Source organism: Pseudomonas sp. NPDC096950, from assembly GCF_044762525.1.
Classification (GTDB): Bacteria; Pseudomonadota; Gammaproteobacteria; order Pseudomonadales; family Pseudomonadaceae; genus Aquipseudomonas.
The window spans coordinates 59253-82844 of sequence record NZ_JBIWEL010000009.1 but is presented as its reverse complement, the minus strand read 5'-3'; the positions used below and the strand labels follow the sequence as shown (position 1 = coordinate 82844).

At 56.8% G+C, this 23592-nt stretch carries 21 protein-coding genes; 13 read left to right on the top strand and 8 right to left on the bottom strand.

The window, feature by feature from the left end; translation table 11 throughout:
• Nucleotides 1–67 precede the first annotated feature (67 nt).
• The 3 genes from ACIQY3_RS16095 to ACIQY3_RS16085 all read left to right on the top strand — a co-directional run bounded on the left by ACIQY3_RS16095 (nucleotide 68) and on the right by ACIQY3_RS16085 (nucleotide 3975).
• Complete coding sequence (locus ACIQY3_RS16095) at nucleotides 68–1357, top strand: M18 family aminopeptidase (RefSeq protein WP_403021065.1); 1290 nt, start codon at nucleotides 68–70, stop codon at nucleotides 1355–1357.
• 201 nt (nucleotides 1358–1558) lie between these two features.
• A complete protein-coding gene (locus ACIQY3_RS16090) occupies nucleotides 1559–1735 on the top strand; it encodes a hypothetical protein (RefSeq protein ID WP_213937034.1) in 177 nt (58 codons plus the stop codon).
• Between the two features lie 77 nt (nucleotides 1736–1812).
• A complete protein-coding gene (locus ACIQY3_RS16085) occupies nucleotides 1813–3975 on the top strand; it encodes a mechanosensitive ion channel domain-containing protein (RefSeq protein WP_403021063.1) in 2163 nt (720 codons plus the stop codon).
• Nucleotides 3976–4107: 132 nt separating this feature from the next.
• Here the strand turns inward: ACIQY3_RS16085 and ACIQY3_RS16080 are convergent, their stop codons facing one another.
• Nucleotides 4108–4821: a UTRA domain-containing protein gene (locus ACIQY3_RS16080; protein WP_123510692.1), complete on the bottom strand. Its 714-nt coding sequence runs from the start codon at nucleotides 4819–4821 to the stop codon at nucleotides 4108–4110.
• Between the two features lie 360 nt (nucleotides 4822–5181).
• Here ACIQY3_RS16080 and ACIQY3_RS16075 point away from each other — a divergent pair, with 360 nt between their 5' ends.
• From ACIQY3_RS16075 to ACIQY3_RS16050, 6 genes are all read left to right on the top strand, one after another.
• Nucleotides 5182–6249, top strand: coding sequence for an ABC transporter substrate-binding protein (locus ACIQY3_RS16075; protein ID WP_054049595.1), 1068 nt, complete (start codon nucleotides 5182–5184; stop codon nucleotides 6247–6249).
• Between the two features lie 175 nt (nucleotides 6250–6424).
• Nucleotides 6425–7231 carry an alkaline phosphatase family protein gene (locus ACIQY3_RS16070; RefSeq protein ID WP_403021060.1) on the top strand — a complete coding sequence of 269 codons (807 nt, stop codon included), beginning with the start codon at nucleotides 6425–6427 and terminating at the stop codon, nucleotides 7229–7231.
• Nucleotides 7228–8073 (top strand): ABC transporter permease, encoded by an 846-nt coding sequence (locus ACIQY3_RS16065; RefSeq protein WP_403021058.1) that lies wholly within the window; start codon nucleotides 7228–7230, stop codon nucleotides 8071–8073. The genes ACIQY3_RS16070 and ACIQY3_RS16065 overlap by 4 nt, the downstream gene beginning before the upstream one ends.
• Nucleotides 8060–8860, top strand: coding sequence for an ABC transporter permease (locus ACIQY3_RS16060; RefSeq protein ID WP_054049589.1), 801 nt, complete (start codon nucleotides 8060–8062; stop codon nucleotides 8858–8860). Before ACIQY3_RS16065 ends, ACIQY3_RS16060 begins: the two co-directional genes overlap by 14 nt.
• Nucleotides 8857–9846, top strand: coding sequence for an ABC transporter ATP-binding protein (locus ACIQY3_RS16055; protein ID WP_403021055.1), 990 nt, complete (start codon nucleotides 8857–8859; stop codon nucleotides 9844–9846). Before ACIQY3_RS16060 ends, ACIQY3_RS16055 begins: the two co-directional genes overlap by 4 nt.
• 34 nt (nucleotides 9847–9880) lie before the next feature.
• Entirely contained in the window at nucleotides 9881–10534 is a 654-nt protein-coding gene (locus ACIQY3_RS16050; RefSeq protein ID WP_123510678.1) for an HAD family phosphatase, read from the top strand.
• Nucleotides 10535–10687: 153 nt separating this feature from the next.
• On the opposite strand, the gene ACIQY3_RS16045 is transcribed toward ACIQY3_RS16050, so the two are convergent.
• Nucleotides 10688–11650, bottom strand: a complete 963-nt coding sequence (locus ACIQY3_RS16045) for a zinc-binding dehydrogenase (protein WP_163909150.1) — start codon at nucleotides 11648–11650, stop codon at nucleotides 10688–10690.
• Between the two features lie 140 nt (nucleotides 11651–11790).
• Here ACIQY3_RS16045 and ACIQY3_RS16040 point away from each other — a divergent pair, with 140 nt between their 5' ends.
• Together ACIQY3_RS16040 and ACIQY3_RS16035 are read left to right on the top strand one after the other, a co-directional pair.
• Nucleotides 11791–13872 (top strand): carboxy terminal-processing peptidase, encoded by a 2082-nt coding sequence (locus ACIQY3_RS16040; RefSeq protein ID WP_177331462.1) that lies wholly within the window; start codon nucleotides 11791–11793, stop codon nucleotides 13870–13872.
• A 135-nt stretch (nucleotides 13873–14007) separates the two neighbouring features.
• Nucleotides 14008–15798: a bifunctional diguanylate cyclase/phosphodiesterase gene (locus ACIQY3_RS16035; RefSeq protein ID WP_403021051.1), complete on the top strand. Its 1791-nt coding sequence runs from the start codon at nucleotides 14008–14010 to the stop codon at nucleotides 15796–15798.
• Nucleotides 15799–15954: 156 nt separating this feature from the next.
• Here the strand turns inward: ACIQY3_RS16035 and ACIQY3_RS16030 are convergent, their stop codons facing one another.
• Nucleotides 15955–16278, bottom strand: coding sequence for a hypothetical protein (locus tag ACIQY3_RS16030; protein ID WP_403021048.1), 324 nt, complete (start codon nucleotides 16276–16278; stop codon nucleotides 15955–15957).
• Nucleotides 16279–16869: 591 nt separating this feature from the next.
• Nucleotides 16870–17148, bottom strand: coding sequence for a DUF3892 domain-containing protein (locus ACIQY3_RS16025; protein ID WP_403021045.1), 279 nt, complete (start codon nucleotides 17146–17148; stop codon nucleotides 16870–16872).
• Between the two features lie 65 nt (nucleotides 17149–17213).
• On the opposite strand from ACIQY3_RS16025, the gene ACIQY3_RS16020 reads away from it, so the two are divergent.
• On the top strand, nucleotides 17214–17384 hold the full coding sequence (locus ACIQY3_RS16020; protein ID WP_403021306.1) for a winged helix-turn-helix transcriptional regulator: 171 nt from the start codon (nucleotides 17214–17216) through the stop codon (nucleotides 17382–17384).
• Nucleotides 17385–17656: 272 nt separating this feature from the next.
• Here ACIQY3_RS16020 and ACIQY3_RS16015 read toward each other — a convergent pair whose 3' ends face one another.
• Nucleotides 17657–18331, bottom strand: coding sequence for a hypothetical protein (locus tag ACIQY3_RS16015; RefSeq protein WP_403021042.1), 675 nt, complete (start codon nucleotides 18329–18331; stop codon nucleotides 17657–17659).
• Nucleotides 18332–18449: 118 nt separating this feature from the next.
• A complete protein-coding gene (locus tag ACIQY3_RS16010; RefSeq protein WP_403021039.1) occupies nucleotides 18450–18767 on the bottom strand; it encodes a hypothetical protein in 318 nt (105 codons plus the stop codon).
• 29 nt (nucleotides 18768–18796) lie between these two features.
• On the opposite strand from ACIQY3_RS16010, the gene ACIQY3_RS16005 reads away from it, so the two are divergent.
• A complete protein-coding gene (locus ACIQY3_RS16005; protein ID WP_403021036.1) occupies nucleotides 18797–20368 on the top strand; it encodes an RNA-directed DNA polymerase in 1572 nt (523 codons plus the stop codon).
• Nucleotides 20369–20590: 222 nt separating this feature from the next.
• Here ACIQY3_RS16005 and ACIQY3_RS16000 read toward each other — a convergent pair whose 3' ends face one another.
• Nucleotides 20591–21625, bottom strand: a complete 1035-nt coding sequence (locus ACIQY3_RS16000) for an alpha/beta hydrolase family protein (protein WP_403021034.1) — start codon at nucleotides 21623–21625, stop codon at nucleotides 20591–20593.
• A gap of 208 nt (nucleotides 21626–21833) precedes the next feature.
• On the bottom strand, nucleotides 21834–23378 hold the full coding sequence (locus ACIQY3_RS15995; RefSeq protein ID WP_403021031.1) for a class I SAM-dependent methyltransferase: 1545 nt from the start codon (nucleotides 23376–23378) through the stop codon (nucleotides 21834–21836).
• Nucleotides 23379–23592 lie beyond the last annotated feature (214 nt).

The following is a 23592-nucleotide window of genomic DNA, read 5'->3' as shown; positions in this document are numbered from 1 at the left end:
CACATGTCGTGCCCAAAGCCCCAGGCCAATACGTTAAACTGCCGCCCATTGCTGTCTGGAGTTTCTTATGCGCGAAGAGTTGAACCAAGGCCTGATCGACTTTCTCAAGGCCTCCCCTACCCCGTTTCATGCCACTGCCAGCCTTGTTCAACGCCTGGAAGCGGCGGGTTTTTCGCGTCTTGACGAGCGTGAGCCGTGGACCATTGAAGCCAGCGGTCGTTACTACGTCACCCGTAACGACTCGTCGATCGTCGCGTTCAAGATGGGCCGTCATTCCCCCCTGCACGGCGGCATCCGCCTGGTCGGCGCCCACACCGACAGCCCGTGCCTGCGGGTCAAGCCGCAACCTGAACTGCAACGCCAGGGTTTCTGGCAATTGGGCGTCGAAGTCTATGGCGGTGCGCTGCTGGCACCGTGGTTCGACCGTGACTTGTCCCTGGCCGGCCGCGTGACGTTCCGCCGCGATGGCAAGGTCGAGAGCCAGTTGATCGACTTCAAGGCCCCGATCGCCACCATCCCCAACCTGGCGATTCACCTCAACCGCGAAGCCAACATGGGTTGGGCGATCAACGCCCAGACCGAATTGCCGCCGATCCTCGCGCAATTTGCCGGCGACGAGCGCGTGGACTTCCGCGCCGTGCTCACCGACCAACTCGCTCGCGAACACGGCCTCAACGCCGACGTGGTGCTCGACTACGAGCTGAGCTTCTACGACACCCAAAGCGCGGCAGTCATCGGCCTGCATGGCGACTTCATCGCCGGCGCGCGCCTGGACAACCTGCTGTCGTGCTACGCCGGCCTGCAAGCGTTGCTGACCACCGAAACCGACGAAACCTGCGTGTTCGTGGCCAACGACCATGAAGAAGTCGGTTCCTGCTCCGCCTGTGGTGCTGATGGCCCGATGCTGGAACAGACTCTGCGTCGCGTGTTGCCCGAAGGTGATGAATTCGTACGCACCATTCAGAAATCCCTGCTGGTCTCGGCGGACAACGCCCACGGCGTGCACCCGAACTACGCGGAAAAGCACGACGCCAACCACGGCCCGAAACTCAACGCCGGCCCGGTGATCAAGGTCAACAGCAACCAGCGCTACGCCACCAATAGCGAAACCGCCGGGTTCTTCCGCCATCTGTGCATGGCCGAAGAAGTGCCGGTGCAAAGCTTCGTGGTGCGCAGCGACATGGGCTGCGGCTCGACCATCGGCCCGATCACCGCCAGCCACCTGGGCGTGCGCACCGTGGACATCGGCCTGCCGACCTTCGCCATGCACTCGATCCGCGAACTGTGCGGCAGCCACGACCTGGCCCACCTGGTCAAAGTGCTGAGCGCGTTCTACGCCTGCCGCGAGTTGCCGTAGCCGCTGGATCAAAAGCTTCGCGAGCAAGCCCGCTCCCACACTTGGAATGCATTTCAAAATGTGGGAGCGGGCTTGCTCGCGAAAGCACCCGACCAGACAACACTGTTTTAAAGACCTGACTGACTCATTTCTGATACACCTCACCACCGGTCGCCAAAAGCCACCTAGACTTAAATCATTCCTTACGACAAGGCTGTCGCCATGATCTCGATGTCTTCGTTCCACGCCATGCTGATCCCCATTCTCGCCGGGATGATCATGCTGGCCATCGGCTTTAACTTCCGTGACAAGAATGCCGGCGTCTTCGCCATGTGGCTCGGCATGTTGATGATCCTCGCCACGGTTGTTTACAAGATCCTGGCCAAACTCAACGAATAAATCCGTGCGCCCGCTCGCATTGATTTTGACGGGCTCGTACACTCGGCCGATCCGCTCTTCCCGAGGTTGACCGCCTAGTGTTCGCTCGTCTTTTCGCCCTGCCCTGTTTCCTCCTTGTCTGCCTCATGACGCTGCTGCCGATGGCGCCTGCCCAGGCGGTCAGTTTGCCGGGGCTGCTCAACAACTCGGCGAAAACCCAGCCCGAAGCCCAGGAACCCCTGGGGCAATCCCTCGACGAAGTCATCAAGTCCCTGGAAAACGACCAGCAACGCACCAAATTGCTGGCGGACCTGAAGAAGCTGCGCGACGTCACCAAAAAAGCCCAACCGGCCACCGAAGAAGGCGTACTCGGCCTGATCGGCGGCACCCTGGCGAGTTTCGAAAAGCAGTTTTCCGGTGCCGACAGCCCGATCACGCGCTGGTCCGACGAGTTCGATCTCGCCAAGGAAGAACTGTCGGCATTGATGCTGCCGGCCAGTGAATGGCTGCCGATCATCTTCGCCTTCGCCATGATCCTGATGGTCTGGAGCCTGCTGGCCGCCGCGCTGATCTGGCTCGGCCATCGGGTGCGCATGCGTTTCGGCCTGACCGAAGAATTGCCGCAACACCCCAAGGCCCTCGACATGCTGCGCTTTGCCTTGCGCAAACTCGGGCCGTGGCTGATTGCCCTGGTGATGACGGTCTACATGACCTACGCGCTGCCCTCGTCCCTGGGCAAAAGCCTGGCGATGGTGCTGGCGTATGCGCTGGTGGTCGGCACCTGTTTCTCGGCGATCTGCGTGATTGCCTTTTCCGTGCTCGACGGCCCCCACCGCCATCGCGCCTTGTACATCCTGCGCCATCAGGCCTTCCGGCCGCTGTGGCTGATCGGCAGTTTCGCTGCGTTCGGCGAAGCCCTGAGCGACCCGCGCCTGGTGGCCAGTCTTGGCAGCCATCTCGCGCACACCGCCGCGACCATTGCCAACGTGCTGGCGGCGCTGTCCACCGGGTTGTTTATCCTGCGCTTCCGCCGGCCGATCGCGCATTTGATCCGCAACCAGCCGTTGTCCCGGCGCCTGACCCGCCGCGCCCTGAGCGACACCATCGATATCCTCGGCACCTTCTGGTACGTGCCGGCGCTGGTGCTGGTGTGCATTTCGCTGTTCGCCACGTTCATTTCCGCGGGCGACACCAGTACCGCGCTGCGCCAGTCGCTGATCTGCACCGTGCTTTTGGTGTTGTGCATGGTCATCAACGGGTTGGTGCGCCGGCACTCGCTCAAACCGCAACGGGGCGCCAAACGTCACGCGTTGTATTCCGAGCGCCTGAAAAGCTTCTGCTACACCCTCGCCCATCTATTGGTGTGGCTGGTGTTTATCGAACTCGGCCTGCGGGTCTGGGGCATGTCGCTGATTGCCTTCACCGAAGGCGAAGGCCATGAAGTCAGCGTCAAATTGTTCAGCCTCGCCGGCACGCTGATTTTCGCCTGGCTGATCTGGATCCTCAGCGACACCGCCGTGCACCACGCCCTCACCCGCTCGCGCAAAGGCCTGGCGAATGCCCGGGCGCAGACGATGATGCCGCTGATCCGCAACGTGCTGTTCGTGGCGATCTTCATCATTGCGCTGATCGTCGCGCTGGCGAACATGGGCATGAACGTTACGCCACTGTTGGCGGGTGCCGGTGTGATCGGCCTGGCCATCGGTTTCGGTGCGCAGTCGCTGGTGGCGGACTTGATCACCGGCTTGTTCATCATCATCGAAGACTCCCTGGCCATCGATGACTACGTGGACGTCGGCGGCCACCTCGGCACCGTCGAAGGCCTGACCATCCGCACCGTGCGCCTGCGGGACATCGACGGCATCGTCCACACCATCCCGTTCAGCGAAATCAAAAGCATCAAGAACTACTCCCGGGAATTCGGTTACGCGATCTTCCGGGTGGCGGTGCCTTACAACATGGAAATCGACGACGCGATCAAACTGATGCGCGAAGTCGGCCAGAAGATGCGCACCGACCCGCTGCAACGACGCAACATCTGGTCGCCGCTGGAGATTCAAGGCGTGGAGAGTTTCGAGTCCGGCAGCGCGATCCTGCGCGCCCGGTTCAAGACCGCGCCGATCAAGCAGTGGGAAGTTTCGCGGGCGTTCAATTTGTCATTGAAGCGGCATCTGGATGAGGCCGGGCTGGATCTGGCGACGCCTAGGATGAGTATTCAGGTGGTGACGGCGGGTGGCGGGCCCCAGAAAGAACAGGAGTGACCGGGCGGGCCTCTTCGCGGGCAAGCCCGCTCCCCCATTTTTAATCGCATTCCCAAGGGAATACTCGGTCACCTGTGGGAGCGGGCTTGCTCGCGAAGGCGTCGACACGGTCCCGCAGACAAACCCACCCCGTCAAACCACATCCACCCCCACATGAATCGCATCATGCCGCCAAAACTCCAGGTCACAATCGATCAACCGCTCATGCTGATCGTAATTGACCCGCGCAATCCGCAACCCCGGACTCCCTACCGACACCCGTAAAGCCGCCGCCGCATCCACCGACAACGACGTCGGCACAATCTCGAAGCGCACCCGCCCGTAGTGCAAATCGTAGTGCCGCGCATACAGCTCGGTAATCGACTGATTCAAATCAAAGTCCAGAATCCCCGGAAAATACTGCGGATTCAGATAGTGCTCTACGTACAACACCAGCCGCCCATCAATGCGCCGGGCCCGGCAAATCTGGATCACGCTCGACAACGCCGGCAACTGCAACCACGCACACACCGCCGCCGACGCCGGTTGCAGGCGCGCGGAAATCACTTCGGTGGACGGCACTCGCCCCTGTGCGCTGACCATCGCGTGGAAGTGGCTGCGCTGCATCAGGTTGTAGGCCAGGCGTGGCGGCGAGACGAACCAACCACGGCGCTCTTCGCGATAAATCTGCCCCTGCGCTTCCAACTGCAACAACGCTTCGCGCACGGTAATGCGCGTGGTACCGAACAACTCACTGAGCTTGCGCTCGGCCGGCAACTTGCTGCCCGCCGCCAACAAGCCGTGATCGAGCTGCTCCTGCAGCACCTGGCCAATGGCTGTCACCGCTTTTGTTGCCTCATCGCGCATCAACGTTACCTATCTGGACTAGACCAGCACTGTTTCAGGGCAGAACCCCACGGTAAAACCCGCTTATCCAACATTCTGCAAGCCTAGGCAGTGCAGATGACTGAGAGATGACAGCTGCCCAACGGTCATCCCGAAAGCCTGGGAAAACCTTGCAATACATCGGCCAAGTCCCTTGCCCTGCGGGCGTTTAACCATGGTCTACGCTTACCGGGCACCCACCAATTGCGGGCAAATAAAAGTCCTGCCGGGCGACCATCGACATGAAAGTGTCATGCAGTCCCCTTAAATTGGCTCAGGTATTGCTGACCTAGACCAACACAACCGCAATCGCAGCGTTGAAAACGCCCAAAGGAGCTTCGGATGAAACAGCTTTTCCTGGCATCACTGTTAGGCTCGACCATTGCCATGTGCACCGCCGCCATGGCTGCTGATACGGATTTGAAAACTCTGGAAGCCGCTGCGAAGGCGGAAGGCGCCGTCAACAGCGTCGGCATGCCCGATGACTGGGCCAACTGGAAAGGCACTTGGGACGATCTGGCCAAGAACTACGGCCTGAAACACATCGACACCGACATGAGCTCGGCCCAGGAAATCGCCAAGTTCGCCGCTGAAAAAGACAACGCCAGCGCCGACATCGGCGACGTCGGTGCCGCCTTCGGCCCGATCGCGGTCAAGCAAGGCGTGGTGCAACCGTACAAGCCAAGCACCTGGGCACAAGTCCCGGACTGGGCCAAGGACAAGGACGGTAACTGGGCGCTGGCCTACACCGGCACCATCGCGTTTATCGTCAACAAAAAGCTGCTGCACGGTTCCGAAGCACCGACCAAATGGGCTGACCTCAAGACCGGCAAATACAAGGTTTCCATTGGTGACGTAAGCACCGCCGCCCAGGCCGCCAACGGCGTACTGGCCGCAGCGCTGGCCAACGGTGGCGACGAGAAGAATCTGCAACCCGCCCTGCTGTTGTTTGCAGACATCGCCAAGCAAGGTCGTCTGTCGATGGCCAACCCGACCATCGCCACCATGGAAAAAGGCGAGATCGAAGTCGGCGTGGTCTGGGACTTCAACGGCCTGAGCTACAAAGCCAAGATGGCCAATCCGGATGACTATATCGTGTTGATCCCGTCCGACGGCTCGGTGATTTCCGGCTACACCACCATCATCAACAAATACGCGAAGAACCCGAACGCCGCCAAGCTGACCCGCGAATACATCTTCAGCGACGCCGGCCAGATCAACCTGGCCCGTGGTAACGCCCGTCCGATCCGCGCCGAACACCTGCAACTGCCGGCCGAAGTCAAAGCCAAGCTGCTGCCGAACGAGCAGTACAAAGGCGTGACCCCGATCAAGGACGCGGATGCGTGGGAAAAGACTTCCAAGGCCCTGCCGCAGAAGTGGAACGAAGAAGTCATCGTCGAAATGAAGTGATGCGGTAGCACAAACGCTAAAGATCCCCTGTGGGAGCGGGCTTGCTCGCGAAGACGGTGTGTCAGTCAACACATGTGTTGGATGTGAAACCGCCTTCGCGAGCAAGCCCGCTCCCACACTGGACCGAATGAAACCCGGACTTTTCGAATATCTGTTTTGCGGAGTCATCGCCCCTATGAAGCACAACGTCATCCTTGTCGTGCTCGACGGCCTCAACTACGAGGTCGCGCGCCACGCCATGGGGCACCTGCAGGCTTACGTTGGCGCAGGACGCGCGGCGCTCTACAAACTGGAATGCGAACTGCCGGCCCTGTCCCGACCGCTGTATGAATGCATCCTGACCGGCGTTGCGCCGATCGACAGTGGCATCGTCCACAACGGCGTCTCACGCCTGTCCAACCAGCGCAGCATCTACCACTACGCCACCGACGCCGGCCTGACCACCGCCGCCGCGGCCTATCACTGGGTCAGCGAGTTGTACAACCGTTCGCCATTCGTGGCGGCGCGGGATCGTCACACCGATAACCCGGAACTGCCGATCCAGCACGGACACTTCTACTGGAGCGATCACTACCCCGATTCGCACCTGTTCGCCGACGCGGAAAACCTGCGCCTGCGCCACACGCCGAACTTTCTGTTGATCCACCCCATGAACATCGACGACGCCGGGCACAAGCACGGCCTCGACACCCCGCAATACCGCAACAGTGCGCGCTTCGCCGACATCTACCTCGCGGATTACCTGCAAGGCTGGCTCGATGCCGGTTACCAGGTGCTGGTGACCGCCGACCACGGCATGAACAACGACCGCTCCCATAACGGCCTGTTGCCGGAAGAACGCGAAGTGCCGCTGTTCGTCCTCGGCGACGCCTTCAGTTTCAACGCCGGCGCCACGCCGAAACAGACAGAGATCTGCGGCACCGTCTGCGAATTGCTGGGTGTGGCCCACGACAAACCTGTGTGCCGGGAGCTGCTCAAGTGAATTCCATCTCTCGCGGCAAATGGCTGGCGGCTTTATGCCTGGTGCCCTTCGCACTGTTCTTTATCGTGTTCGAAATCGCCCCGCTGGTCTGGGTGATGATCAACAGCCTGCAATCGGAAGAGTTTGGCTGGGGCATCGAAAACTTCACCAAGATCTTCAGTTCGAAGTTCTACTTGCAGGCGATCCAGTACAGCCTTGAGATCAGTTTCTGGTCCAGCGTGTTCGGGATTATCATCGCGGTGCTCGGCGCCTATTCCCTGCGCCGGGTCGACTCGAAACTGCGCAACTTCGTCAACGCCTTCGCCAACATGACCAGCAACTTTGCCGGTGTGCCCCTGGCCTTCGCGTTCATCATTCTGCTGGGCTTCAACGGCAGTTTCACGATCATGCTGAAACAGGCCGGGATCATTCAGGATTTCAACCTGTACTCGAAAACCGGGCTGATCATTCTCTACACCTACTTCCAGATTCCTTTGGGCGTGCTGCTGCTCTACCCGGCCTTCGATGCGTTACGCGAAGACTGGCGCGAGTCCGCCGAACTGCTCGGCGCCAATGGCTGGCAGTTCTGGCGCCACATCGGTTTGCCGGTGCTGACCCCGGCGCTGCTCGGTACGTTCGTGATCCTGCTGGCCAACGCCCTCGGCGCCTACGCCACGGTGTATGCCCTGACCACCGGCAACTTCAACGTGCTGCCGATCCGCATCGCGGCGATGGTGTCCGGCGATATTTCCCTCGATCCGAACCTGGCCAGTGCCCTGGCCGTGGTGCTGGTGGCGTTGATGACCCTGGTGACCATCGTGCATCAGCTGCTGTTGAAGAGGAGCTACCATGTCTCGCGCTGAATTAGGGCCTGTCGGTGTCTACCACCGGGTCGTGGTGTATTTGCTGTTTGCCATCCTGTTGCTGCCCCTCGCCGGCACGCTGATCTACTCGATCGCCAGCAGTTGGTCGGCGACCATTCTGCCCAGTGGCTTCACCTTCAAATGGTACGTGCAGCTGTGGAGCGATCCGCGCTTTCTGCACGCCTTCGGGCAATCGCTGCTGGTCTGCGTCGGCGCGCTGATTCTGTCGGTGGTGCTGATTCTGCCGCTGCTGTTTGTGGTGCATTACCACTTCCCGAAACTCGACGCCTTGATGAACATCCTGATCCTGCTGCCCTTCGCGGTGCCGCCGGTGGTGTCGTCGGTGGGGCTGCTGCAACTCTACGGTTCCGGGCCGTTTGCAATGGTCGGCACGCCGTGGATTCTGATCGGTTGCTACTTCACCGTGGCGCTGCCGTTCATGTACCGGGCGATCACCAACAACCTGCAAGCGATCAACCTGCGCGACTTGATGGACGCCGCCCAACTGCTCGGTGCCAGCACCTTTCAAGCGGCGTTCCTGGTGGTGCTGCCGAACCTGCGCAAGGGCTTGATGGTGGCGTTGCTGCTGTCGTTCTCGTTCCTGTTCGGCGAGTTCGTGTTCGCCAACATCCTGGTCGGCACCCGCTACGAAACCCTGCAGGTCTACCTCAACAACATGCGTAACAGCAGCGGCCATTTCACCAGTGCGCTGGTGATTTCCTACTTCTTCTTTGTGCTGGTTCTGACCTGGGCGGCCAATATCTTGAACAAGGACAAAAGCGAATGAGCTATGTCAGCGTCCAACACCTGCAAAAAAACTACGCGGGCACCACGGTGTTCAGCGACATCAACTGCGAAATCCAGAAGGGCGAATTCGTCACCCTCCTCGGCCCGTCCGGTTGCGGCAAATCCACCTTACTGCGGTGCATTGCCGGGCTGACCTCGGTGGATGGCGGCAAGATCCTGCTCGATGGCGTCGACATCGTGCCATTGAGCCCGCAGAAACGCGGAATCGGCATGGTGTTCCAGAGCTACGCGCTGTTTCCGAATATGACTGTAGAGCAGAATGTCGCTTTCGGTTTGCGCATGCAAAAGGTCAACGCCGACGACAGTCAGAAGCGCGTCGCTGAAGTATTGAAACTGGTGGAGCTGAACGACTTCGCTTCACGCTATCCCCATCAAATGTCCGGTGGCCAATGCCAGCGCGTGGCCCTGGCCCGTTCGCTGGTCACGCGACCACGTTTGTTGCTGCTGGATGAACCGTTGTCGGCCCTGGACGCGCGGATTCGCAAGCACTTGCGCGAACAGATCCGTGCGATCCAGCGCGAACTGGGCCTGACCACGATCTTCGTCACACACGATCAGGAAGAAGCCCTGACCATGTCTGATCGCATTTTCCTGATGAATCAGGGAAAGATCGTACAGAGCGGCGATGCCGAAACCCTCTACACCGCGCCGGTGGATGTGTTCGCTGCCGGTTTCATCGGCAACTACAACCTGCTGGACGCCGACGCCGCCTCGAAGCTGCTGCAACGGCCGATCAGCCACCGCATCGCGATTCGCCCGGAAGCCATCGAACTGAGCCTTAACGGTGACCTCGACGCGCAGATTCGCAGCCACAGCCTGTTGGGCAACGTGATTCGCTACCGGGTCGAGGCCCGGGGCGTGGAATTGGTGGTGGATGTGCTCAACCGCTCGGCGGCCGATCTGCACCCCGATGGTCAGCGACTGGCGCTTTCCATCGATCCGACGGCCCTGTGTGAGGTAGCCTGATGCCTTTGCTGATGTTGAAGAGAGAACTGCACTGATGGCCCTGGCAATTTTTGATCTGGACGAAACTCTGATCCACGGCGACTGCGCCACCCTCTGGAGCGAGCAGATGGGCCGGCTGGGCTGGGTCGATCCCGAGTCGTTCATGCGGCAGAACAACGAACTGATGGACGCCTACAGCCACGGCAAGCTGCGGATGGAGGACTACATGACCTTCAGCCTGGAGCCGATGATCGGCCGCACGCCGGAAGAGGTCGATCACCTGGTCGGCCCGTGGGTGGAAGATTTCATCGAGCCGATAATCTTCAGCGACGCCACCAAAACCATCGCCGCCCATCGCAAGGCCGGCGACCGGATCCTGGTGATCTCGGCGTCGGGCACGCACCTGGTGCGGCCGATTGCTGATCGTCTGGGGATCGACGAGATCCTCGGCATCGAACTGGAAGTGGCCCATGGCGTTTATAGCGGGCACACGGTCGGCACCCTGACCTACCGCGAAGGCAAAATCACCCGGTTGCTGGAATGGCTGGATGCCGAAGAGGAAAACCTCGAAGGCGCGAGCTTCTATTCGGACTCACGCAATGACTTGCCGTTGTTGCTGAAAGTGGACTTCCCGCATGTGGTGAACCCGGATCCGGTGTTGCTGGAGCACGCCGAAAAGGCCGGCTGGCCAATCCATCTCTGGAAATAACACCACCCCCATGTGGGAACGGGCTTGCTCGTGAAGGGGCCGTGTCAGTCGCTATCCATGTTGACTGTCACATCGCCTTCGCGAGCAAGCCCGCTCCCACAGGGATTGCGCTGAACCTGTGGGAGCGAGCTTGCTCGCGATGCTTTTAAAGCCTCAAACCAGGCTTTCGTCGATCACCAACACCAACTTACCCGCCACCGTATTACTCGCCAACTCCGCAAACGCCGCTTCGGCATCCTTGATCTTGAACGTCTTCGCCAATTGCGGCTTCAACCGCCCTTCGGCAAACAACGGCCACACATGCTGGCTCAAATCACTGAACACATCCGCCTTGAACTGATCATCGCGACTGCGCAACGTCGAGCCCAGCAGTTGCACGCGCTTGCCCAGCACCTGCGCCAGATCCAGCTTCGCCTCGCGGCCACCCATCAAACCGATCAGTACCCAACGGCCATCCAGCGCGGTCAACTTGAGATTCAGCGCCGCATAATTGCCGCCCACCGGATCCAGGATCACATCGAACGGCCCCAGGTCGCTCAAGCTCTCCAGATCCCCGGTGCGCACGACCCCGCCCTGGGCTCCCAAAGCTTCGCAGTAGGCCAAACGCTCGGCGGACCCGACGCTCACCCAGCACGGGTTGCCAAACGCCTTGCACAACTGAATGGCGGCTGAACCGATTCCACTTGCCCCGGCGTGCAGCAGAACTTTCTCACCGGGTTTGAGGCCGGCAAGATGAAATAAATTTAACCAAACGGTCGCGTACACCTCGGGCAATGCCGCCGCCTCGGCCAACGACAAACCTTCGGGCACCGGCAGCACATGCCGTCCGTCGACAACCACCTCTTCGGCCATCCCGCCCCCGGCCAGCAAGGCGCAGACCCGGTCTCCGACCTGCCAGGACGAGCCCGCGCCGACCTCGCTGATCACCCCCGAACACTCTAGACCGAGCACCTGACTGGCTCCCGGCGGGGGCGGATAAAGGCCTGCCTTCTGTAACAAATCCGCTCGATTGAGACCCGCTGCCGCCACTCGGATGCGAACTTGTCCTACATCGCACGTAGGACTCGGCTCTTCAACCCACTCCACTTGACCGTCAACGCCTTGCAATGCTTTCACAGTGCCTCCATAGTGAGTCTGGACTGAGCCCGTAGCGGTAGCGCCGGGCTTTCTTGCATTATGTGACCGGCCCTTTGTGGAACCGGCGACTTCAAAGACGGCCTAATATGCGTGATCAATTGTCCCCGCGTCGAATCAGCATGAAGCAACTGTTTCCCAGCACCGCCCTAGCTCTATTTATTGGTATCGGCCTGTTGCCGATGTCGAGCAATTCGTTTGCAGCCAATAGCTGGGACAACCTTCAGCCTGATCGTGACGAAGTAATCGCCAGTCTGAACGTCGTCGAGCTGCTCAAGCGTCACCACTACAGCAAGCCGCCGCTCGATGATGCGCGCTCCGTGATCATCTACGACAGCTACCTCAAGCTGCTGGATCCATCGCGCAGCTACTTCATGGCCAGCGACATTGCCGAATTCGACAAGTGGAAAACCCAGTTTGACGACTTCCTCAAAAGCGGCGACCTGAACGCCGGGTTCACCATCTACAAGCGCTACCTGGACCGCGTCAAAGCGCGTCTGGACTTCGCCCTTGCAGAGCTGAACAAAGGCGTCGACAAGATCGACTTCACCACCAAGGAAACCTTGCTGATCGATCGCAAGGATGCCCCGTGGCTCAAGTCCACCGCCGAACTCGACGACCTGTGGCGCAAACGCGTCAAGGACGAAGTCCTGCGGATGAAGATCGCCGGCAAGGATTCCAAGCAGATCCAGGAAACCCTGACCAAGCGCTACAAGAACCAGTTGTCGCGTCTGGACCAGACCCGTCCGGAAGACATCTTCCAGGCGTACATCAACACCTTCGCCATGTCCTACGACCCGCACACCAACTATCTGTCGCCGGATAACGCGGAAAACTTCGACATCAACATGAGCCTGTCCCTCGAGGGCATCGGCGCCGTGTTGCAGAGCGATAACGACCAGGTGAAAGTCGTGCGCCTGGTGCCGGCAGGCCCGGCCGACAAGACCAAAATGGTGGCCCCGGCCGACAAGATCATCGGCGTGGCCCAGGCCAACAAAGAGATGGTCGACGTGGTCGGCTGGCGCCTGGACGAAGTGGTCAAGCTGATCCGTGGGCCGAAAGGCACCGTGGTGCGCCTGGAAGTGATTCCGGCCAGCAATGCGCCAAACGACCAGACCAGCAAAATCGTGCCGATCACCCGTGAAGCGGTGAAGCTTGAAGATCAGGCTGTGAAAAAGTCGGTCCTCAACCTGAAACAGGACGGCAAGGACTACAAGCTCGGCGTCATCGAGATCCCGGCCTTCTATCTGGACTTCAAGGCATTCCGTGCTGGCGATCCGGACTACAAGAGCACCACTCGCGACGTCAAGAAACTGCTGACCGAGTTGCAGAAAGACAAAGTTGACGGCGTGGTCATCGACTTGCGTAACAACGGCGGCGGTTCCTTGCAGGAAGCCACCGAGCTGACCAGTCTGTTCATCGACAAAGGTCCGACCGTACTCGTGCGTAACGCCGATGGCCGGGTCGATGTGCTGGAAGATGAAAACCCAGGCGCGTTCTACAAAGGCCCGATGGCGTTGCTGGTCAACCGCTTGTCCGCCTCGGCTTCGGAGATCTTCGCCGGCGCCATGCAGGACTACCACCGTGCATTGATCATCGGCGGCCAGACCTTCGGCAAAGGCACCGTGCAGACCATTCAGCCGCTGAACCATGGCGAACTGAAACTGACCCTGGCCAAGTTCTACCGGGTATCCGGCCAGAGCACCCAGCATCAGGGCGTACTGCCGGATGTGGATTTCCCGTCGATCATCGACACCAAGGAAATCGGCGAAAGCGCCCTGCCGGAAGCCATGCCGTGGGACACCATCAAGGCCTCGATCAAACCGGCGACCGACCCGTTCAAGCCATACATCGCCGAGCTCAAATCCGAGCACGACGTACGTTCGGCCAAAGACGCGGAGTTCGTGTTCATCCGTGACAAGCTGGCCCTGGCCCAGAAGCTGATGGAAGAAAAAACCGTCAGCCTCAACGAAGCCGATCGTCGCAAGCAACATGCGGACATCGAAGCCAAGCAACTGGTTATGGAAAACATCCGTCGCAAAGCCAAGGGCGAAGAACCGCTCAAAGAGCTGAAGAAAGAAGACGAAGATGCGATCGCGGCCGAGCCGGACAAAATCAAACCGGAAGACGATGCCTACCTGAGCGAAACCGGGCGGGTGCTGCTGGACTACCTGAAACTGAGCAACCAGGTCGCCAAGCATTAAGATGATGGCAATTTAATGCTGACGCTCCCCGGAGCGTCATCAAACAGTCATCATTCTGTCGTGAAATACAGGACTGGGAGCACCTCTTGAATCAAGAGTCTGCTCCCAGTCCTTTTTTTATCGCCAGAGAACGCCATGACCACGACCGAACAGCTGAGTGCCTTGAGTTCAATACTGGCTCAAAGCGGTTTGCACAGTCTGTTCCAGCCGATCATTTCCCTCTCTGAACGAAGAATCATCGGCTACGAAGCCCTGAGCCGCGGCCCCTCCAACAGCCCGCTGCACTCCCCCATCGCCCTGTTCGCCGTGGCCCGCCAGGCCGGGCGCCTCAGTGAGCTGGAAATCGCCTGCCGCCAGAGCGCCTGCCGCCGCTTCAACGAACAGCAACTGCCGGGCAAGTTGTTCCTCAACGTGTCGCCGGAATCCCTGCTCGAAACCTCGCACCAACCGGGTCGCACCCTACAACTGCTGCAGGACTTCGGCATACCGCCAAGCCAGGTGGTGATCGAACTCACCGAACAAACCCCGACCGATGATTTCCAGCTGCTGCAAAACGCCCTGCATCACTACCGGGCGATGGGGTTTTCCATTGCGCTGGACGATCTCGGCGCAGGTTATTCCAGCTTGCGCCTGTGGTCCGAGCTGCGACCGGACTATGTCAAAATTGATCGTCACTTCATCGACGGCATCCATCAGGACGCGCTCAAGCGCGAGTTCGTCGGCTCGATCCTGCAAATCGCCAAGGCCTCCCGCGCACAAGTGATCGCCGAAGGCATCGAACTGCCGGAAGAACTCGCGATACTGACCGAAATGGGCGTGGACCTGGTGCAAGGCTATTTGCTCTGCCGCCCTCAGGAACATCCGCCACGGGATGCGCGGACCCTGATGCCGAAACAGGAAAGCACCGTGGTGGCGCTGAACGACGAAGGCAGCGACCTCAGCGCCCTGCTCAACGACCAACCCGCCGTCGCCCGCAACACCCCGACCGCGACCGTACTCGAAGCCTTCCGCCGCCAAGCCAATCTGAACTCACTGGCGGTGCTCGACGAACAAGGCCAACCGTGCGGCATCGTCCACCGCCACTCGCTCTCCGACGCCCTGCTCAAGCCCTTCGCCACCGACCTCTTCGCCCGCAAACCCATCAGCCGCCTGATGAACGACGACTTCCTCGCCGTCGAAATGAGCCAGTCCCTGCAACAAGTCAGCCGCCTCATCACCAGCCGCGCTCGGCAACGCATCGAAGAAGACTTCATCATCACCCTCAACGGCAGCTACCTCGGGCTCGGCCGCGTCATCGACGTCCTCAAACTGATCACCGAACTCAAAATCCAACAAGCCCGCTACGCCAACCCCCTGACCCTGCTGCCCGGCAACGTCCCCATCCAGCAATGCCTGACCCGCCTGCTGCAACAAGCGCGGGAATCGGTGATCTGCTACGTGGACATCGACAGCTTCAAACCCTTCAACGACATCTACGGCTACGGTCGTGGGGATGAAGTCCTACTGTGCTTGGCGCAGTGTCTGAATGATCGCGTTGATCCTTCCCGCGACTTCGTAGGACATATCGGCGGTGATGACTTCCTGCTGGTGCTCGGGCCCGAGGATTGGCGCAAACGTTTGAACCAGTTGCTGGATGATTTCCATAGCCAGTGCCGGCGGTTCTATCGCGCTGAGCATTTGGAGGCTGGCTGCTTCATCGCGCCGAATCGCCAAGGTGTAAGGCAGGAATTTCCACTGCTTTCACTGTCCATCGGCGTGGTGCACCTGCATCCAGAAGCCTGTGGACAACTCGATGCGAGCCTGCTGGCGGAGATGGCGTCACAGGCCAAACACCACGCGAAGAATGTGCCGGGGTATAGCGTGCATGTAATTGATAGCCTTGCGGTGCCCGCAACTGAAGAAACACTAGTAGCCGGCCACCGCTAACCCGATCGTTCCCACGCTCCCGCGTGGGAATGCCTCCAGGGACGCTCCGCGTTCCAGCCCCCAGCACCGATGTCCAGCCTGCCCCTCATGTGACGCAGAGCGTCACCGGCTGCATTCCCACGCAGAGCGTGGGAACGATCATCACAGCGCTAGACGCTACTCCGAAGGCATCGCCCGCAACCGCCGCCCCAACACATCCAACACATCACACCCATCCCGCAACGGAATGGCACACAGCAACGCAAAGTCACTGAGAATGAAGGACTCACAATCAATCGACCCACGCATGGACATATTCTCCAGCACTTGAGTGACCGCACGGATTCGATAATTGGCAGCGTCATACAAAACATCAAGCGGCGCGTGGGTATCAACGAACAAGGTCGGCATGTCATCGCAATTGCTGGTGAGCGCCATGAAGCGGCTTTTGGGGTGGGGAGTTGGTTTTTCGTAGGGTGGATCGGGATGAAGTGTTGTCATTTTTTAAGCTTCCGATGAGAAATGGAAGCTGCCATCAGCCTTCCTACAGGCTTGGGTGGCAGCTATACGCGGGGTAGGAATACCGAGCATCGGAAAACTCGACCACGCCGAAACGTGTCCGCGCATAGCCGCCGCGACAGATATTACTGACGCACATGGCGGACCGCAAATCTGACTTCGATTGCTAACGCATTACCGATGCTATTAAAGGGTTCCTACGCCCTGTCACTGATTTTCAGCGACCACCAAAGCCTACCGATTGAACCCAACACGCACCAGTTCACCAAAACCGCCGCGACTCGAAGGAAATTTCCGAAGACCTTGCCCAGAAATTTCGCCACTTAAAAAAGGGGGAGGAAGGTTTCGCTGAAGCCCAGCTTGATTTCTCCACTCACGGCGCTCAGCTTCGCCGTAAAATCACCCTTCGCGAAAGACAGCCAACGGCCAAAAGCAGACATTCATGGCACATACTGAACTGGGGTGCGATCTGGCGATTATTCTCACTTAAAAGGGTATCCGGTTTCATGAGACCAGTTGCGCACGGCATGTAGCCATTAAAGGTGCGAGGGAAGAGTTTAATCGCGCTATATATTAGAACGTAGGTAAGCTTTCGAGATTGTCCTCTTTTCTGGCGTTCCGATCAGTCGCCAGATATTCCCCATCTACCACGTGCACATGCGCGCCGTAACGCCATGCGTTATTTTCCCAAAAAATAGTCTGGAAGGTTGTCTTGCCCAGAGTGATTAGGTCGGCGACGAATACACGGTCAGCAGTCATATGCACTGCTTTCCCACTTCTAATTACTTGGACTTGCTGGATGTGACCACCCGGTTTTTCCCGGCGAATGCCGGAAATGAAAAAATCAGCCATATTAAGTTCCTTGCTATCTATTAGGTTCCCTCGCGCAATCATCATGCCCATGATGGCGCAATAAAATCAATGATGAAGCTGTCCCAGCTTACGCGGGCAATCGCTGGTCGTGGGGCATAGGCCGTGCGTTGTGCGTGGTGGGAAAATTGCATCACGCCGAAATCGGCCGGCGGCTTGCTGGGGTCACGCAAAGCATGTTGACCCGAAGCCTGCGGCGACTCGAACGGATTGATTGATTGTGCGTTTCGATTACGGCGAGGTGCCGCCAGGGGTCGATTATGATCTGACCGCAGGGGCGCGGTTTTCTGACGCGCATAGTGCCGCTGTGGATTTGGCCACTGGGAAAGGATTTGCTTAGGAACGCGATTTTCGTTCGGGCCGCCATACCTGCTTTAAAACGTTTTTACACAGCTTAGGCCGAAAGCAGACGTTCACAATTGTCGCCTTCGAATCTCTTAATATAGGATGCACTGCATTAATATGAACTTAATGCGATATTTTAAATAGTCTAATCTTCTAGAATGTATTTTTGTTCAATTTTATCTCTATATGCCTCATGTAAGGATCTGAGAAATTTATTTCCGACTCCAGTGATTTCATAACTTACTTTTATATACTGCTCCGTTTCTTGCCTGAGTAAGTTTTTATCTCTGCTAGCAAAGCTTACATTGCGCTTGCAGATTCGATGATTTACAAGTATATCTCCTAGACCATCTTCTAAGATGTAAGAGTTGTGGTACCCATGCATAAAGGTAAAAAGATCGATTATGTATATTTTATTTACAAAGCGTACTTGATCCGTAAATTGACCTCGGCTTATCTTATTTCGAACGAGCCTGCGAAATATGACTCCAATTATTTTTGCTTTCTGCTCTGACTCTGCCTGCTCAATTAGCTCTAGCAAGTGCTCACTCAGCAAAGGATCATCTTTCGGATCTCTCAATGCAATAAATTTAGCGAACTCTTCTTGTTTTAAGTTATCAACCCCTTCAATAAATCCTTTTAATTTCGCTTTAAATTTCTCTGTTTTGTAGCTTCTGAAAGCCTTAAAAAATCCAATTGCAGTCCCTGTTAAAGGAAATGCACTAAGAGCACCGCTAGTAAAAAATGTATCGACGAATGCCTCTACTGCATCCTCCAAGGGTAATTCCTTACCCACTTTAATTATTTTTTTGTCTTTCATGCGAATTCATTCCTTTCAGTTTGTTGATCGCCTTTTTCTGCGGTCGCTTCGAAGGTTACATCCGCACGGCTGGCTTCAGCCCATGATCCCAGAAAATTTTATAGTACTCCCACCATATTTAATCAACCGCACCGTGGCTAGGAGGAAGCAGGACTGACAGCGCGTCGGCTTTGCTACTGAAAAATGAAACAGATCTATATTGGGTTGTCAAGGCCACTTTTGGCCGATTGCTGCGTGTAGCGATAGGCAGCAATCGATTTATCACCACCACCAAAAAAAGCAGAGAATGAGCATCAAAAGGAAAGATGGCTTTTTGATGTCGCTTTAGACATATAATCTTTTCGCCAAAAAACTCGTCACTCACATTCGTGATCTGACTTTGCAGCACTTGATAAGCGCCTGCCAGATTAACGCCAATGGCGGTTATTTCGCTCACCTACTTTCTTGGAAGGAAACGGATGCAAAATGTTTAACCTAACGGATGTAGAGCTTGATAATGCCCGAGAGGCGATTGACCACCATGGCTTTAGCACTATGCTACCTACACCCCCTGAATGGGAAATTGTTAAAAACAACTGGCCAACAATACGTGCGGCCTTAGAGAAAATAGACCTAGATACGTATGAGCCATTTAAGTTAACAAAAGTATTCGCTCCAAAAAATCGTGCAAATATACGCGTTGTGCATCTTCTACACCCGCAGGATTTAATCATTTATACCGCGCTTGTTATGATCGCAAAAGATGATATCGAGCAAAGCCGTATAAGCGTAAAAGCCAAAAAGGTGTTCTCATACAGAGTAGACACAAGCAATAAATCAATATTATATGAAGTAAAGAACTCCCACGAAAATTATCGAAAACAATTAGAGCTGAAGTCCGACACGCCCGCAACGAAATATGTTGCCCTGGCAGACATTGCCGATTTCTTCCCAAGAATTTATCAACACAGACTGGAAAATGTTATTGAGAGTATTGCAACATCTCAACGAGTTAGAGACGTTGCAAGAGTTTTGATAAAAAAACTAGTCAGCAATCTGATGGGCAGAAACAGCTACGGCATTCCTGTTGGCCCGTATGCTTCTAGAGTTTTAGCTGAAGCGCTTTTGATCGATGTCGACTCAACTTTACAAAGTAAAAATGTAAGCTTTATCAGATGGGTTGACGACTACAATATATTTTGTTCGTCAGAGTACGAAGCACAATCTGTGCTATTTCATCTTGGAGAATGGCTCTACACCAATCACGGCCTAACGCTGCAAACAGCCAAAACTAAAATTTTGCCAATCGCCAGGTTTAAGCAAGAAATACTGCTTAAACATGACGCGGCACTCACTGACCGAGACTCAGCTGTTAATATACTGAGAGACTTTCGATTTGGCTATGAGGACGCCGCTGATGAAGAAGAGCCAAGCGAGGAAGAAATACAGGTAATTCTGGAGTTTTTTCATGGTATAGATCTACAGGCCATGCTAGAAAACTCCCTCAGCGATACTACTCTTGTTGATTATGAAGCTGTCGTCTATGTGTTAACAAAAATCCCTAGAATCCCCGGACTCGATGAAGATCTCAAGCGCCAAGTTCTTGAGTTAGTTATTGATAACGCTGAACTTCTGTATCCAGTAGCGGAGCAAATATCAAAGTATGTACTGTCATTTGATAATTTATCCATAAGAGATCGAAAAAGAATAGCAAAAAAACTATTAAAGCCCCTTAAGAGCAAGAGAAATCCACCACCACCATACTATGCAATGTGGGTTTTGCATATTTTCACATCTTCACCACTCTGGAATCATTCCGAAGAGATTTTCCAGCTTTATTCTGAAACCACTTCAGAAATCATCAAGCGACTAGCAGCTCTCGTTGTCTTTACATCAGGGACTAGAGCTCACGCCCTGGCAATTAAGGATGATTACACCAATGCATCACCACTTTTAAAAATGGCCATATTATACGCAAGCAAAAAGCTTGGCTTAGATGAGCGAAAACACTGGAAACTCTCCAACGGGATAAGTGGTGCAATTGAAAAATTAATATGAGCAGGGTCGATAACCCCACCCAGATCACGGTATTGGATTATCTAGTAGCTTGAGCAGTCTGCTTTTGGCCGGTTGCCGCCTTTCATAAATAGCGCAATCGACCAAAAGTTGTCACTCCCATACAACCGAACTCACAGTTTGCGCTAGCGCAATCTCAGTTCCAACGCCAACCCTAGTGACCATCGGCAATCATTAAGTGCTAGCAGTTAACAACGTCGCTTTTTAGCCGCGAAATAACGTCGCCAGAAACTCATCAATCAACGCCGTAACTTGCTCCTGTATCACTTCCCGCGACCTACCACCCTCCCCATCCCCACAAATAATCCCATCACCAGGCACTTCCTCCTCAAGCGTCACCACAGCCCCAGGTTTACACACCGCCATAAAACTAAAGTGGCTGGCATCACTGATCTCAACGTATTGCTTCGACACTTGCGGCAGACGCTTAACCAAATCAGCAGACTCCAACTCAGCAGGAAGCTCTTCAGACGGCACACCCGCCGCAATCACCAACGTCGGCACCGGCAATTTCGCGAGACTTTCATCAGTCATCCCACGCGACAACCCCAAGTCCAATGAAACAATAGCGGTAACGCGTTTATCACGCAGATCAGCAGCCAACTGGGCCTTCGATGCCGGTGTGCTTGCGGGGTTCATCGCTTGATAGGCGGTACAACTGGCCAACTTCGGGTGGACCTTACAGTCCTTTGCAAACCGTTCAGGATCAAACCGTGCCCCGGCAATTTCCAGCACGGTCCAGCCGCCAAGCGAATGCCCCACAGCCGCAATTCGATGCTTCGCGACCACACCAAATTTTTCCGGCTGAGCCGTGACTGCGTCGATAGCCCGACTGAGGTCAGCGGGTCGTTGCCATAGCTGCGCGGCGGCTTGGGGGCTGCGGTCACGGCTGGTGGTGCCGGGGTGGTTGACTGCTGCGACGATGTAACCCTTATGGGCGAGTGCGCTGGCCAGCCATGTCTGGTTGATCCAACTACCGCCGTTACCGTGGGAGATCACCACTAATGGGTGTTCGCCGGCAGTCGGTGGTGCGTTGGGCACGGCGAGGGCGCCGACGAATACGGGGTTGTCGCCGAACAGTTGCGGGGTGGCGGTGCTTGCGGTGGGGTACCAGACGACCATTTCCACCGGCCGCTCGTTTTGCGGGTCTGGCAGTGTGGAGGACTGGAAGCCGACGGAGTCAGCGAGTGCGCTGGTGGTCAGGCCTATCAATAACAGGGCGCAGAGAGCTGTTTTCAATGTTTTTATCTTCCTTGATTAGATCGATCTATAAATCCGTTGTCAGGCTCCCCCCATCTGATCGTTCCCATGCTCTGCGTGGGAATGCCTCCGGGGACGCTCTGCGTTCCACTTGCAGCACTGGTGTCGAGTCGGACATTGATGTGACGCGGAGCGTCACGGGCTGCATTCCCACGCGGAGCGTGGGAACGATCAACCACTCTGCGGGTTAAATAATGCCCAGCGCCTTGAGAATCACCAGCGAATCCCCGGCAAACGCTTCAGCCTGTTCAGTCAGTTCGGCAATATTTTCTTCAGCCGTGGTCAGCGCCTTACCCTCCTTGAGCAGACCTTCGCCTTGTTCGCTAATGACGTTCCAGGCCAGTTGCGCCCATTCCGCCGGGTGTTTTTTGCCTTGTTTGATCGATATCAGGAACAGCTGCTGGAAGCGGCTGACCGGCACGCCGCCGCCCGTTACCGGACTGGCCAGGACCTGGATTTTGTTGCTGAGCAGCGAGCGTTTGCACAGCTGCAGGTTGAGGGTGCTGCAGCGTGCATGTACCAGCTTTTCGGCCGCTTCGCTCTGGCACGGTGCCGCTGCGCTCATCCCGACCAGTACGGTGATGGCCTGCACCAGATCGTCGTAAGGCATCGAGGGCACGGCCCCTGACAACTGGCGCAACGTCTTGGGCATATAGCCGCTGGCCGCCAGCGCTTCGAGTACCGGGCCGTATATTTCTGCCTGCAGCGACGCTTCGCCTGCCGGCCCTTTGACGGTGGCGGAGACGCTTTCTGCCGGCTGAAGCAGGACAAAGCGTGTATTGAGCATGCCTTGGCGGTGTTCGGAGGCGGACAGTCGGTTGGCACCGCGCACGTACACATCTCGACGGAAATTCTGATTGACGAAGTAGTCACGCGCTTGTTCGCGCACGATCGGATGATCGATGCCCTCCAGAAAGTCCATGCCTTCTGCACTCAAGTTGAGCGGATCGACCGTATCCAGTGGCACGGCCGTCGTGGCGAAGTCGAGTTTGGCCGGGGCCAGGGCTTCGACCACGTCGGTGAAGTACATGCAGTTCCAGTCGCGGTTGAAGTATTCGTGGGCGACGTACTGCCGATCCTGGCCTTTGATGCTCTGCAGCTTGGCGTTCAGGTTCGGGGCCGAGGCGGCGTAGTTAGGGTTGGCCGCCAGCAGCGCTTCGGAGAATTGCAATGCGGCGTCTATGCGCTGGTCCGGGCTTTCGGAACGGTTTGTTCCAAAGCGGTCGTGCAGGCTGAACAAATGACGCAATGGCGCCAAAGGCGACCAGCCGGGGAAGCAGTTGTAGCTGATGTACAGCAGACCACCTGGCTTGAGGTGACGACGGGCGAATTCGACGATCAATTTTTGGTTGTCGCGACTGACCCACGTCCAGATGCCGTGCAGGCTGATACTGTCGAATTGCGGCAAATCATTTCGGGCCAGCAGTTGCTCGAAGCTGTCGTCATACAGTTGCGCATCGCTGTTCCAGGCGGTCGCAAGCGCATTGGCATGAGCCGCCTGGCCCGGATGGAAGTCAGTGCCGACCCAGGACCCTGGATTGGCTGCGGCATGGATGTTGATCGAGACGCCCTGGCCAAAGCCCAATTCGCAGTGATAACCCTCGGTTGTTTCCAGGCTGGCAAAACCGCGCAACAACAAGCAATAACGCAGGAAGACTGGATTGATTTCCCGGCTATAGCTGTAGGTGTAGCCTTCGTCGGTGAAATACCCTTCGTTCCAGGCATTGCTCATGCTCGTATCCTTTTACTTCGAGAGGGAAAGTTTGCCTTTATAAGGGGTAGTCATTGCGTGCGACAAGCGTAAAGACGCGTGCGGGTATTGTGATCGTTCCCATGCTTTGCGTGGGAATGCCTCCAGGGACGCTCTGCGTTCCAGTTCCACCACGGTGTCGTGCCGGACACCGATGTGACGCGGAGCGTCACGGGATGCATTCCCACGCGGAGCG

Excerpts from the sequence above, each read along its gene's own strand:
- ACIQY3_RS16095 (WP_403021065.1), top strand. The coding sequence starts at position 68 with ATGCGCGAAGAGTTGAACCAAGGCCTGATCGACTTTCTCAAGGCCTCC.
- ACIQY3_RS16090 (WP_213937034.1), top strand. The coding sequence starts at position 1,559 with ATGATCTCGATGTCTTCGTTCCACGCCATGCTGATCCCCATTCTCGCC.
- ACIQY3_RS16080 (WP_123510692.1), bottom strand. The coding sequence starts at position 4,821 with ATGCGCGATGAGGCAACAAAAGCGGTGACAGCCATTGGCCAGGTGCTG.
- ACIQY3_RS16075 (WP_054049595.1), top strand. The coding sequence starts at position 5,182 with ATGAAACAGCTTTTCCTGGCATCACTGTTAGGCTCGACCATTGCCATG.
- ACIQY3_RS16070 (WP_403021060.1), top strand. The coding sequence starts at position 6,425 with ATGAAGCACAACGTCATCCTTGTCGTGCTCGACGGCCTCAACTACGAG.
- ACIQY3_RS16060 (WP_054049589.1), top strand. The coding sequence starts at position 8,060 with ATGTCTCGCGCTGAATTAGGGCCTGTCGGTGTCTACCACCGGGTCGTG.
- ACIQY3_RS16055 (WP_403021055.1), top strand. The coding sequence starts at position 8,857 with ATGAGCTATGTCAGCGTCCAACACCTGCAAAAAAACTACGCGGGCACC.
- ACIQY3_RS16050 (WP_123510678.1), top strand. The coding sequence starts at position 9,881 with ATGGCCCTGGCAATTTTTGATCTGGACGAAACTCTGATCCACGGCGAC.
- ACIQY3_RS16040 (WP_177331462.1), top strand. The coding sequence starts at position 11,791 with ATGAAGCAACTGTTTCCCAGCACCGCCCTAGCTCTATTTATTGGTATC.
- ACIQY3_RS16035 (WP_403021051.1), top strand. The coding sequence starts at position 14,008 with ATGACCACGACCGAACAGCTGAGTGCCTTGAGTTCAATACTGGCTCAA.
- ACIQY3_RS16030 (WP_403021048.1), bottom strand. The coding sequence starts at position 16,278 with ATGACAACACTTCATCCCGATCCACCCTACGAAAAACCAACTCCCCAC.
- ACIQY3_RS16025 (WP_403021045.1), bottom strand. The coding sequence starts at position 17,148 with ATGGCTGATTTTTTCATTTCCGGCATTCGCCGGGAAAAACCGGGTGGT.
- ACIQY3_RS16015 (WP_403021042.1), bottom strand. The coding sequence starts at position 18,331 with ATGAAAGACAAAAAAATAATTAAAGTGGGTAAGGAATTACCCTTGGAG.
- ACIQY3_RS16005 (WP_403021036.1), top strand. The coding sequence starts at position 18,797 with ATGTTTAACCTAACGGATGTAGAGCTTGATAATGCCCGAGAGGCGATT.
- ACIQY3_RS15995 (WP_403021031.1), bottom strand. The coding sequence starts at position 23,378 with ATGAGCAATGCCTGGAACGAAGGGTATTTCACCGACGAAGGCTACACC.